Here is a 10,583-nt window from a genome sequence, read left to right as displayed (position 1 = left end):
AATGAGTGAAAACGAGATCAAGGGCATTCTGGGCACCAAGCTCGGCATGACCCAGATCTTCGACGAGGAGAACCGAGTTATTCCGGTCACCGTCGTCGAGGCTGGGCCGTGCGTTGTGACCCAGATTCGCACCAAGGAAACCGATGGCTACAACGCCATCCAGATCGCCTACGGCGACATCGACCCGCGCAAGGCCAACAAGCCTGCCGCAGGTCACTTCAAGAAGGCCGGCGTTACCCCGCGTCGCCACGTGACCGAGATCCGCATGGATGACGTCTCCGGCTACGAGCTGGGCCAGGACATCACCGTCGAGATCTTCGACGGCGTGAAGTTCGTCGACGTCACCGGCACCTCCAAGGGTAAGGGCTTCGCCGGTGGCATGAAGCGCCACGGCTTCGCAGGCCAGGGCGCCGGCCACGGTAACCAGGCTGCTCACCGCCGCCCCGGTGGTATCGGCGCTGCCGCTACCCCGGGCCGCATCTTCAAGGGCAAGCGCATGGCCGGCCGCATGGGTACTGACCGCGTCACCACCCAGAACCTCAAGGTTCAGAAGATTGACGCCGATGCCAACCTGCTGCTCATCAAGGGCGCAATCCCGGGCAACCGTGGCGGCATCGTGACCGTTAAGACCGCAGTGAAGGGCGGTGCTCACGCATGACCAATCTGAAGCTCGACGTCCACACCGCTGAAGGTAAGACCGACGGCCAGGTTGAGCTGCCGGCCGACATCTTCGACCGTGAGGTGTCCATCGCTCTGATGCACCAGGTCGTCAACGCCCAGCTCGCCGCCGCCCGCCAGGGCACCCACTCCACCAAGACCCGTTCCGAGGTCCGTGGTGGTGGCCGCAAGCCGTACCGCCAGAAGGGCACCGGCCGCGCACGCCAGGGCTCCATCCGCGCGCCGCACTACTCCGGTGGTGGCATCGCGCACGGCCCGAAGCCGCGCGACTACAGCCAGCGCACCCCCAAGAAGATGAAGGCCGCCGCACTCGCAGGCGCCCTGACCGACCGCGCACGTAACGCACGTATCCACGTGATCACCGAGCTCGTTCCGGGTCAGACCCCGTCGACCAAGTCGGCACGCACCTTCATCGAGCGCCTGACCGACCGCAAGTCGGTTCTGCTGGTCGTCGGCCGCGAGGACCTCAACGCCCGCCGCAGCGCCAACAACCTGCCCGGCGTCCACATCCTGGACTCCAGCCAGCTGAACACCTACGACGTCCTCAAGTCGGACGATGTCGTGTTCTCCGTTGAGGCCCTGCACGCCTTCATCAACCGCAACAACGTTGCGGACCAGGAGGAGAACTAATGGCCAAGATCGCCAACCCGCGCGACATCATCATCGCCCCGGTCGTCTCTGAGAAGTCCTACGGTCTGATGGAGCAGAACGTCTACACGTTCCTCGTCGACCCGGCCTCCAACAAGACCCAGATCAAGATCGCCGTCGAGGAGATCTTCGGCGTCAAGGTCGATTCCGTGAACACCGCCAACCGTGAGGGCAAGCGCAAGCGCACCCGCACCGGTTACGGTCAGCGCAAGGCCACCAAGCGCGCCTACGTCACGCTCCGTGAGGGCAGCGACTCCATCGACATCTTCGGCGGCTCCGCCTCCTAAGGGTCGAGAGAAAAGGACACATTATGGCTATTCGTAAGTACAAGCCGACAACCCCGGGTCGCCGCCAGAGCTCCGTCTCCATGTTCGACGAGATCACTCGTTCGACCCCGGAGAAGTCTCTGCTGCGCCCGATCCACAAGACCGGTGGCCGCAACGTGCACGGCCACATCACCACCCGTCACAAGGGTGGCGGACACAAGCGTCGCTACCGCGTCATCGACTTCCGTCGCAATGACAAGGACGGCGTGCTGGCCAAGGTCGCTCACATCGAGTACGACCCGAACCGCACCGCCAACATCGCGCTGCTCCACTACTTCGACGGCGAGAAGCGCTACATCCTCGCCCCGAAGGGCCTGAAGCAGGGCACCATCGTTGAGTCCGGCGCCAACGCCGACATCAAGGTGGGCAACAACCTGCCGCTGCGCAACATCCCGACCGGTACCACCATCCACAACGTTGAGCTGAAGCCGGGCGCCGGCGCCAAGCTCGCACGTTCCGCTGGTGCGTCCATCCAGCTGCTGGGTAAGGAGGGCACCTACGCGGTTCTGCGTATGCCGTCCTCCGAGATCCGCCGCGTTGACATCCGCTGCCGCGCCACCATCGGCGAGGTCGGCAACGCTGAGCAGATCAACATCCGCTGGGGTAAGGCCGGCCGTATGCGCTGGAAGGGCGTTCGCCCGACCGTCCGTGGTGTCGTCATGAACCCGGTCGACCACCCGCACGGTGGTGGCGAGGGCAAGACCTCGGGTGGTCGCCACCCGGTGTCGCCGTGGGGCCAGAAGGAAGGCCGCACCCGCAACCCGAACCGCTACTCCAACAACATGATCGTGCGTCGTCGCCGGTCCAACAAGAAGCGCTAAGAGGAGGTAAACGATATGCCACGCAGCCTTAAGAAGGGCCCGTTCGTCGATGAGCACCTCCTCAACAAGGTGGATGCTCAGAACGAGGCCGGCACCAAGCAGGTCATCAAGACCTGGTCCCGCCGCTCCACCATTCTCCCGGACTTCATCGGCCACACTTTCGCCGTCCACGACGGTCGTAAGCACGTGCCGGTGTTCGTGGACGACTCCATGGTCGGTCACAAGCTGGGCGAGTTCGCACCCACCAAGACCTTCAAGGGTCACGTCAAGGACGACAAGAAGGGACGTCGATAGCGATGAGTGACACGATCACCTCCGCACGCGCGACGGCCAAGTACGTCCGCACCTCCTCGATGAAGGCTGGCCGCATTCTGGACCTGGTCCGCGGCAAGTCCGTCTCCGAGGCACTCGCGATCCTGAAGTACGCTCCGCAGGATGCAGCCAAGGCCATCGCCAAGGTTGTCGCCTCCGCAGCTGCCAACGCCGAGAACAACTTCGGCCTGGACCCGCGCACCCTGGTCATCTCCGAGGCTTACGCCAACGAGGGTCCGACCATGCGTCGTTTCCAGCCGCGCGCTCAGGGCCGTGCTTTCCAGATCCGCAAGCGCACCAGCCACATCACCGTTGTGGTTGAGAGCCAGAAGGAAGGGGCCAAGTAGTGGGCCAGAAGATTCATCCTCACGGCCTCCGGCTGGGCATTACTTCCGACTGGAAGTCCCACTGGTTCGCCGAGCAGAACTACGCTGATTACGTCGCCGAGGACATTAAGATCCGCGAGTTCCTGTCCAAGGGACTGGAGCGCGCCGGTATCGCTGATGTCGTCATCGAGCGCACCCGTGACCGCGTCCGCGTCGACATTCACACCGCCCGCCCGGGCATCGTGATCGGTCGTCGCGGTGCTGAGGCCGACCGCATCCGCCGTGAGCTGGAGAAGCTCACCGGCAAGATGGTCGCCCTCAACATCCTCGAGGTCAAGAACATCGACGCCAACGCCGCACTGGTCGCCCAGTCCGTCGCTGAGCAGCTGGTCAACCGTGTCGCGTTCCGTCGCGCCATGCGTAAGGCCATCCAGTCCGCCATGCGCCAGCCGCAGGTCAAGGGCATCAAGGTCGTGTGCTCCGGTCGTCTCGGCGGTGCCGAGATGGGCCGCGCCGAGCGCTACCACGAGGGTCGCGTTCCGCTGCACACCCTGCGCGCCGAGATCGACTACGGCACCGCAGAGGCCCACACCACCTTCGGACGCATCGGCGTCAAGGTGTGGATCTACAAGGGTGACGTCGTCGGCGGTCGTCGCGAGTCCGAGATCAACGCCCCGGCCGAGCGCCGTGGCCGCGGTGACCGCAACGCACGCCCGCGTCGTGGCGGCCAGCGTCGTCAGCGCGCCGAGCAGAAGCAGGAGGGCTAAGAATGCTTATCCCCAAGCGCGTGAAGTACCGTCGCCAGCACCGTCCGCACCGTTCGGGCGTGTCCAAGGGCGGCAACAAGATTACCTTCGGTGACTACGGCATCCAGGCTCTCGAGCCGGCTTACGTCACCAACCGTCAGATCGAGTCCGCACGTATCGCCATCAACCGCCACGTCAAGCGTGGTGGCAAGGTGTGGATCAACATCTTCCCGGATCGTCCGCTGACCCAGAAGGCACTTGGTGTGCGTATGGGTTCCGGTAAGGGCGCCGTCGAGAAGTGGGTCGCCAACGTCAAGCCGGGCCGCATCCTCTTCGAGATGTCCTACCCGGATGAGGCAACCGCCCTCGAGGCTCTGCGCCGCGCCGGCCAGAAGCTGCCCTGCAAGGTCCGTATCATCAAGAAGGAGGACCAGTTCTAATGAGCTCCGGTACCCCTGCTTTCGAGTTCCGCGAGCTTGACGCCGCTGAGCTTCAGACCCGCCTCAACGAGGCCAAGGAAGAGCTGTTCAACCTGCGCTTCCAGCTGGCCACCGGTCAGCTGACCAACAACCGCCGCCTTCGCACGGTCAAGCGAGACATCGCCCGCATCTACACCGTTATCCGCGAGCGTGAGCTGGGCCTGTCCGTCGTTCCGGGAGCTGAGGCTTAAAACATGAGTGAGGCAAACGTGAACGAGAACCAGAAGGAGAAGGGCGCTCGCAAGATCCGCACCGGCTACGTGGTTTCTGACAAGATGCAGAAGACCATCGTCGTCGAGCTCGAGGATCGCAAGCAGCACGCCCTCTACGGCAAGATCCTGCGCACCAACTCCAAGGTGAAGGCGCACGATGAGGACGAGATCGCCGGTATCGGCGACCGCGTCCGCATCCAGGAGACCCGCCCGCTGTCCAAGGACAAGCACTTCCGTCTCATCGAGATCGTCGAGAAGGCCAAGTAAGTCGCTTTTCGACGCCGTGACGGCCACAGCCCCGCACTTTCGTGCGGGGCTTTTGGCGTTCCGGGCGAATGTGAGGTCATTCCTCCTCCCACACTGAGTAACTGCTTGTAATATTGCGTGAACCGCATGAGGTCGGGGTTCTCCACCTCCGTCTTCTGACCATCACGTCCCGCAATGCTATGAGGTTTTCCATGTCAATCATGTCCCGGAGCGCGATCATCGCTCCCCAGGAATTCAACCGCTGGCTCATCCCGCCGGCGGCCCTGGCGATCCACCTGTCGATCGGCCAGGTTTACGCATTCAGTGTCTTCAAACTTCCCCTCATGGACTTCTTCCAGGTCCGTGAAGTCGCCGTCGGCTGGATCTTCTCGCTGGCGATCGGCATGCTCGGACTGTCCTCCGCCATCGCCGGTACCTGGGTCGAGCGCGTCGGCCCGCGCGTGTCCATGGCGGTCTCCGGTGCCTTCTGGGTGGTGGGCTTCTTCGTCGCCACGCTGGGCATTTACACCGGCCAGTTGTGGTTGGTCTATGTCGGTTACGGCTTCATCGGCGGCATCGGCCTAGGCATCGGTTACATTTCACCGGTGTCCACGCTGATGAAGTGGTTCCCGGATCGCCCGGGTCTGGCCACCGGTCTGGCCATCATGGGCTTCGGTGGTGGCGCGCTCATCGCCAGCCCCGCCTCAAACTCGCTCATGTCCTTCTTCGGCGGAGGATCCGAGACCTCTCAGCTGGCGGCCGGTCTGCCGCAGACCTTCCTCACCCTGGCAGTCCTCTACCTCATCGTCATCGCGCTGGGCGCGTACGCCATCCGCCTCCCGCACCCGGACTGGCGCCCGAAGGGGTACGACAAGTCCACGGCCCAAGACAAGCCGATGCAGACGAAGGGCAGCGTCGCCGCCAACACGGCTATCCGTACCCCGCAGTTCTGGCTCCTATGGGTCGTGCTGTTTACCAACGTCACCGCCGGAATCGGCATCCTGGAGAACGCCGCCCCGATGATCGGTGACTACTTCCCACACATCGCCGCCGGTGCTGCAGCCGGCTTCGTCGGACTGCTGTCCCTGACGAACATGGGTGGCCGCTTCGTGTGGTCCTCGGTGTCCGACTTCATCGGCCGCCGCAACATCTACATGGTCTACCTCGGTGTTGGTCTGCTCATGTACCTGCTCATCGCCACTCTGGGTGCCTCCTCCATGGCTATCTTTGTCATCGCGGCACTGATCATCCTGTCCTTCTACGGTGGCGGCTTCGCGACGATCCCGGCCTACCTGCGCGACATGTTCGGCGTGTACCAGGTCGGTGCCATCCACGGACGCCTGCTCACCGCCTGGTCGGCCGCCGGCATCGCGGGCCCGCTGATCGTCAACATGGTCGTCGAGAACCAGGCCGCCCGCGGCCTGGCGGGTCAGGACCTCTACCAACTCAGCCTCTACATCATGGCCGGTGTTCTCGCGGTCGGCTTTATCGCCAACTTCCTCATCCGACCTGTCGCGGAGAAGCACTTCGTGGACCCGAAGGTCGTCGAGGCGAAACTTGAGGCGGATCGACAGGCCGTACTCGAGGCAGAGAAGGAAGCGAAGGAGGCCGGCCGCACCGGTGGCAACGCCGGTGCCGTCCACTCCACGGTCTCCATGGTCCTCGCGTTGTTCATCGGCGCCAGCCTCGCCTTCGGTCTCTTCCAGACGGCCGTGAAGGCTGCCGGACTGTTCATGTAAGTCGAAAATCAGGGGGACATGCCCTGTGCCTTTCATGGCGATAAGTCGCTGAGGTCGTTGCTGTTAGAAGTTCCTTCTTTCCCCGGTCGCCACCGTTTTCACCATCGCCGGTGGCGCAGCGTGGGAACTGCTGTCGGCTACACGACGCCGCGACCCAAGGACGTGGAGTCCCGGATCCCGGTGACGGCCACTGTCGATGCGCGCCACACGGTGGCCCTGTCGACGCGAGACCGTGCACGTCCGCGTGCGGGAGCGGGTACATGAGGGGTAGGTGCTCGCGGAGATCGACACCCAGCTCTCCGAGCAGATTACCTCCGCCCAGGCCGTCCTGCGGCACGCCGAATCGCCGTGAGGGGAGGCGGAGCAGGCGTTCGTCGATGGGCGCGCAGCGCCGTGGGGCACGGCAAGGATGTCGACCTACATGCACAGGCGGCGGTTGTCGACAACGCCCGCGCCCGTCGCAGCCACGGTGCAGCCTGTGCCAAGTAGCTCACGCAAACGGGATTGGGCATCAGCCGTCAAAGTGTAGTCATCGAGCAACCTCTCAATCGAGAAGGTGTTGCAACGATCTCTTGAGCTCACGTGGATTGTGCCGGTTTCCGTTTTGGGGATAGCATCCAGTACTATTTTCAGGAAAGCCGACCGCTCGCTCGTCGTGGTGCGTCGCCAAGTGCCCGTTGACCATTGTGTATGCGCGTCAAGGGCGGTAGTTGGTCTGCCGATGAATATAAGGATGAGTTTTGTCGAACACGTCAGATCCTGAGAATCGCCCTATTGTCGGATACGTTCCCGGGGGCTTTGACATGCTGCACGTGGGACACATTAACCTTCTTACTGCCGCGCGAGAGCGTTGCGACCTGCTCGTGGTCGGAGTGGCAACGGATGAATCCCTGGAACGTATGAAGGGACGTCTACCGGTCATTCCCCACCCCGAGCGGATGATGTTGGTGGAGGCGCTGCGTTTCGTCGATGAGGTGGTCCCCGATGTGGACCAGGATAAACGGTTGGCATGGCAGCGGCGACACTTCGACGTGCTCTTTAAGGGAGATGACTGGAAAGACACCCCCAAGGGCGAGCGGCTGGAAAAGGAGCTGGCTGAGGTCGGCGCCCGGGTGACGTACCTGCCTTATACGCCGACGACCTCCTCGAGCATCCTGCGCACATTCCTGCTCAAGGGCCTGTCGGAGGATGCGCCCCAGGACACCCCGGCATGAGCGGGGATACGTGGGGTGCGCGCTACCGGTGGGCACGCGCTTCACTCGACTCCGCACAAAAAACCGGACAGGGAGTGCCGGCGTACACCCGCTGGGTGAACCGGCGGGGCGCCCGGGTGGTCGCGGCCGTCGGCTATGCCTTTGGGTGGACCCCGAACATGGTCACCGCCATGTCCGCTGCTCTATCCGTCGCTGGCATGATCCTGCTTCTCGTTGTCCCGCCGTCGGTGTGGTTGGGGGTGCCGGTGGCTTTCCTCCTGGCGGCGGGCTACCTCTTCGATTCCGCCGACGGCCAGCTGGCGCGGCTGTCGGGGAGGTCCTCGAAGACGGGGGAGTGGATCGACCATGTCGTGGACGCTTTCCGCTCTCCGGCGATCCACGTCGCCACCGCGGTGGCGGTGATGATCCACCGTCCGGAGCTGTGGTGGCTGGCGGTGGTCGCCGTGGCCTACTCGCTGATCACGAGTGGGCAGTTCCTGAGCCAGATCCTGGCGGAGTCCTTCGTCCGCACCGCCGGGCGCAAGCAGAGCCGGGGAGGGGATCGGCGTTCGTGGATCCTCCTGCCCACCGACCCCGGCACCCTGTGCTGGTCCTACATCCTGTGGGGGATCGCGCCCGTATTCGCAGTGGTCTACACGGTTCTGGCGGCCGTGGCGCTCGCCCACTCGGCGGTGTCCCTGCGACGTCGCTACCGTGATCTCACCGCCCTCGATAAGGCACAGGGATAAACACCATGCCACACATGACAGTGCTGCTTCCGGCGCTCAACGCCGAGGGGACCATCGCTACCGCGGTCGCCTCCACCCTGCGCGGGATGCCGCAGGACGCGCAGCTCTACGTCCTCGACGACGGATCCACCGATGCCACCGCTGACAAGGCCCGGGAGGCGGGGACCCGGCGCGGCGTCGTCGATAAGCGATTGACGGTGGTGTCCCGACCGCCGTCCGGCAGCCTGGCGAATGCGCTCACTTCGATGCTGCCCGAGGTGGATTCCGAGCTCATCGCCCGGATGGACGCCGACGACATCAGCCTGCCCTGGAGGTTCCGGGTCAGCCTGCCGGCCCTCGATCGCGGAATCGATGCCGTCTTCACCCAGGTCACCCGCATGAACGGACCGAAACTCCGGCCGGAACTCCCCCTGGGGATCGGGCCGGAGGCTTTCCCGGTGCACCTGCTGTTGACAAACCCGGTGACGCATCCCTCCATGATTGCGCGGCGGGACGCCATCGAGGTAGCCGGCGGGTTCCGCGACGTCCCGGCCGAGGACTACGACCTGTGGATCCGCATGGCCACACACGACGCCCGTCTCCGCCGTCTGCCTTACAACAGCCTCGTCTGCCGCGCGCATCCCCAGCAGGTCACCGCCACCGCGGGCTGGCACCAGCGGTCATGGACCAACCCCCGGCAGGCGGAGGCGTTCGCCGACCTCAGCGAGAAGCTCACCGGCCAAAGGCTGCGCAGAATCGTGGCCATCGCCCAGCTGGGACTGGCAGAGAAGGAGACCGCGCTGCGCCACTTCGCGGACACCGTCACGCCGGTCATTGAGGCGCTTCCCCGCAGGCAACAGCTACTCCTGCGCCGCCGACTCCGCGAGAGGCTGCGGTGGGCGCGCACCACCCGAACGACACAACGGAAGGATCCCAATTCATGAATGCGGACAACCCCGAGAGCTCGCTCGACGTCGCCGTCGTGTCCAGGATTGTCCGGCAGCGCAAGAAATGGATTGTCCTCGGCACGGTGATCGGTATCGTCTGCAGCCTCGCCTACCTGTTGCTTGCGCCTACGACCTATACCGCCACTGCCCGGGTGAGCATCACCGCGCTGGGCGCCGAGCCCATCCCCGAGGGTCGTTCCCTGTCCAGCGTGCTGGACATCCCCACCGAGCGTCAGCTCGCGGCCTCCGCCCTCACCACCGCGGACGCGGCCACCACCCTCGGCGACGGCTGGACCGCCGGTGAACTGAGCTCCGGGTTGAGCGTCGCGGGCGATCCCACCAGCACCGTTCTCGCATTGTCTTACACCGACACTGACCGGGCACGCGCCATTGAGGGAGCCGACGCACTTGCCAGCTCCTACCTCACTGTCCGCTCCACGATGGTGGCGGAACGGGTCCGTGGCATGCGGGAGAACATCGCCGACCGACTCACGGACTACGAGGAAGAGCTCGAGGAACTCCGCACCAGCGGCTTGTTCGGCCCCGCCACTCAGGTGCGCACCGAATCGATAGAATCCGGCATCATGGCGCTGCAGCAGCGGCTGGCTGCGCTCGAAGACCCTGCTACCGAGGCAGGGCAGGTTATCTCGCCCGCCGCCAGCACCCCTCAGGAACAATCCCCGGTGGTGTGGAGGGTCATCGCCCTTGGCATCCTCGCCGGACTCGTCCTGGGACTGGTCCTGGCCGTACTGCGCCACACCTTTGATCGGGTGGCGCGGAATCCCGAGGACATCCGGGACATCCTCGGTGTCCGGTTGCTGCGTCCCCAGGCTCCTTATGGCGAACCGGAACGCTGGGCCGTCGCCGCCACCCTGGCCCACCATCAGCGCGGCTCGGAGCAGCCGCTCATGGTGCTCACCGACGAAGGCAATGCCGACGCTCTGGCGGCTGCTGGCGCGATCGCCGCTACCGGGCGCACCGTCCGGGTGAACTTGGGCAGAGACCGCGCGGAGGTGCTGGCGGACCTGGTTGTCGGCCGCCACGCCGTGGTCATCATCCCGCCGACGTGGACGAAAGCGGACCTGGATGACCTGCGCGAGGATATCGCTTCCATGGGAACGCAACTCATCGGCGCGCTTGTCGCCGAGGAACGCGCGGCCATGACAACGGCAGGGAGGTAGC

The 10,583-nt window shown here is 64.6% G+C and carries 15 protein-coding genes; all 15 read left to right on the top strand.

From position 1 onward, the window contains the following. The first annotated feature begins 1 nt into the window (after nt 1). The 15 genes from rplC to Q4G50_RS09775 all read left to right on the top strand — a co-directional run bounded on the left by rplC (nt 2) and on the right by Q4G50_RS09775 (nt 10,582). Nucleotides 2-658 carry a 50S ribosomal protein L3 gene (gene rplC / locus Q4G50_RS09845; RefSeq protein ID WP_303377487.1) on the top strand — a complete coding sequence of 219 codons (657 nt, stop codon included), beginning with the start codon at nt 2-4 and terminating at the stop codon, nt 656-658. Beyond that, on the top strand, nt 655-1,308 hold the full coding sequence (gene rplD, locus Q4G50_RS09840; RefSeq protein ID WP_303377486.1) for a 50S ribosomal protein L4: 654 nt from the start codon (nt 655-657) through the stop codon (nt 1,306-1,308). The genes rplC and rplD overlap by 4 nt, the downstream gene beginning before the upstream one ends. Beyond that, nucleotides 1,308-1,613 carry a 50S ribosomal protein L23 gene (rplW, locus tag Q4G50_RS09835; RefSeq protein WP_303377485.1) on the top strand — a complete coding sequence of 102 codons (306 nt, stop codon included), beginning with the start codon at nt 1,308-1,310 and terminating at the stop codon, nt 1,611-1,613. The genes rplD and rplW overlap by 1 nt, the downstream gene beginning before the upstream one ends. A 23-nt stretch (nt 1,614-1,636) precedes the next feature. Beyond that, nucleotides 1,637-2,473 (top strand): 50S ribosomal protein L2, encoded by an 837-nt coding sequence (gene rplB / locus Q4G50_RS09830; protein WP_303377484.1) that lies wholly within the window; start codon nt 1,637-1,639, stop codon nt 2,471-2,473. Nucleotides 2,474-2,488: 15 nt separating this feature from the next. Further along, nucleotides 2,489-2,767: a 30S ribosomal protein S19 gene (gene rpsS / locus Q4G50_RS09825; protein ID WP_040084843.1), complete on the top strand. Its 279-nt coding sequence runs from the start codon at nt 2,489-2,491 to the stop codon at nt 2,765-2,767. Between the two features lie 2 nt (nt 2,768-2,769). Continuing rightward, on the top strand, nt 2,770-3,132 hold the full coding sequence (gene rplV, locus Q4G50_RS09820) for a 50S ribosomal protein L22 (RefSeq protein WP_040084844.1): 363 nt from the start codon (nt 2,770-2,772) through the stop codon (nt 3,130-3,132). Continuing rightward, on the top strand, nt 3,132-3,878 hold the full coding sequence (gene rpsC, locus Q4G50_RS09815) for a 30S ribosomal protein S3 (protein WP_303377483.1): 747 nt from the start codon (nt 3,132-3,134) through the stop codon (nt 3,876-3,878). The genes rplV and rpsC overlap by 1 nt, the downstream gene beginning before the upstream one ends. Before the next feature lie 2 nt (nt 3,879-3,880). Continuing rightward, entirely contained in the window at nt 3,881-4,297 is a 417-nt protein-coding gene (gene rplP / locus Q4G50_RS09810) for a 50S ribosomal protein L16 (protein ID WP_303377482.1), read from the top strand. Continuing rightward, nucleotides 4,297-4,527, top strand: coding sequence for a 50S ribosomal protein L29 (gene rpmC / locus Q4G50_RS09805; protein WP_303377481.1), 231 nt, complete (start codon nt 4,297-4,299; stop codon nt 4,525-4,527). Before rplP ends, rpmC begins: the two co-directional genes overlap by 1 nt. Before the next feature lie 3 nt (nt 4,528-4,530). Next, nucleotides 4,531-4,815, top strand: coding sequence for a 30S ribosomal protein S17 (rpsQ, locus tag Q4G50_RS09800; protein WP_303377480.1), 285 nt, complete (start codon nt 4,531-4,533; stop codon nt 4,813-4,815). Between the two features lie 200 nt (nt 4,816-5,015). Continuing rightward, entirely contained in the window at nt 5,016-6,533 is a 1,518-nt protein-coding gene (locus Q4G50_RS09795) for an OFA family MFS transporter (RefSeq protein ID WP_303377479.1), read from the top strand. Nucleotides 6,534-7,273: 740 nt separating this feature from the next. Beyond that, on the top strand, nt 7,274-7,747 hold the full coding sequence (locus Q4G50_RS09790; protein WP_303377478.1) for an adenylyltransferase/cytidyltransferase family protein: 474 nt from the start codon (nt 7,274-7,276) through the stop codon (nt 7,745-7,747). Continuing rightward, nucleotides 7,744-8,475 carry a CDP-alcohol phosphatidyltransferase family protein gene (locus Q4G50_RS09785; RefSeq protein WP_303377477.1) on the top strand — a complete coding sequence of 244 codons (732 nt, stop codon included), beginning with the start codon at nt 7,744-7,746 and terminating at the stop codon, nt 8,473-8,475. The genes Q4G50_RS09790 and Q4G50_RS09785 overlap by 4 nt, the downstream gene beginning before the upstream one ends. Nucleotides 8,476-8,489: 14 nt before the next feature. Beyond that, complete coding sequence (locus tag Q4G50_RS09780; RefSeq protein ID WP_303377476.1) at nt 8,490-9,398, top strand: glycosyltransferase; 909 nt, start codon at nt 8,490-8,492, stop codon at nt 9,396-9,398. Beyond that, the gene (locus Q4G50_RS09775) at nt 9,395-10,582 is read left to right on the top strand and encodes a Wzz/FepE/Etk N-terminal domain-containing protein (protein ID WP_303377475.1); all 1,188 of its coding nucleotides are present in this window, start codon (nt 9,395-9,397) and stop codon (nt 10,580-10,582) included. The genes Q4G50_RS09780 and Q4G50_RS09775 overlap by 4 nt, the downstream gene beginning before the upstream one ends. Nucleotide 10,583: the final 1 nt, after the last annotated feature.

The sequence above is a fragment of the Corynebacterium sp. genome (assembly GCF_030538285.1).
Classification (GTDB): Bacteria; Actinomycetota; Actinomycetes; order Mycobacteriales; family Mycobacteriaceae; genus Corynebacterium.
Note: the sequence above shows the minus strand (reverse complement) of the source record. Positions and strands in the feature narration are given on the sequence as shown.

Excerpts from the sequence above, each read along its gene's own strand:
- rplD (WP_303377486.1), top strand. The coding sequence starts at position 655 with ATGACCAATCTGAAGCTCGACGTCCACACCGCTGAAGGTAAGACCGAC.
- rplP (WP_303377482.1), top strand. The coding sequence starts at position 3,881 with ATGCTTATCCCCAAGCGCGTGAAGTACCGTCGCCAGCACCGTCCGCAC.
- rpmC (WP_303377481.1), top strand. The coding sequence starts at position 4,297 with ATGAGCTCCGGTACCCCTGCTTTCGAGTTCCGCGAGCTTGACGCCGCT.
- rplV (WP_040084844.1), top strand. The coding sequence starts at position 2,770 with ATGAGTGACACGATCACCTCCGCACGCGCGACGGCCAAGTACGTCCGC.
- rpsQ (WP_303377480.1), top strand. The coding sequence starts at position 4,531 with ATGAGTGAGGCAAACGTGAACGAGAACCAGAAGGAGAAGGGCGCTCGC.
- rpsS (WP_040084843.1), top strand. The coding sequence starts at position 2,489 with ATGCCACGCAGCCTTAAGAAGGGCCCGTTCGTCGATGAGCACCTCCTC.
- rplB (WP_303377484.1), top strand. The coding sequence starts at position 1,637 with ATGGCTATTCGTAAGTACAAGCCGACAACCCCGGGTCGCCGCCAGAGC.
- rplC (WP_303377487.1), top strand. The coding sequence starts at position 2 with ATGAGTGAAAACGAGATCAAGGGCATTCTGGGCACCAAGCTCGGCATG.
- Q4G50_RS09780 (WP_303377476.1), top strand. The coding sequence starts at position 8,490 with ATGACAGTGCTGCTTCCGGCGCTCAACGCCGAGGGGACCATCGCTACC.
- Q4G50_RS09795 (WP_303377479.1), top strand. The coding sequence starts at position 5,016 with ATGTCCCGGAGCGCGATCATCGCTCCCCAGGAATTCAACCGCTGGCTC.
- Q4G50_RS09775 (WP_303377475.1), top strand. The coding sequence starts at position 9,395 with ATGAATGCGGACAACCCCGAGAGCTCGCTCGACGTCGCCGTCGTGTCC.
- Q4G50_RS09785 (WP_303377477.1), top strand. The coding sequence starts at position 7,744 with ATGAGCGGGGATACGTGGGGTGCGCGCTACCGGTGGGCACGCGCTTCA.
- rplW (WP_303377485.1), top strand. The coding sequence starts at position 1,308 with ATGGCCAAGATCGCCAACCCGCGCGACATCATCATCGCCCCGGTCGTC.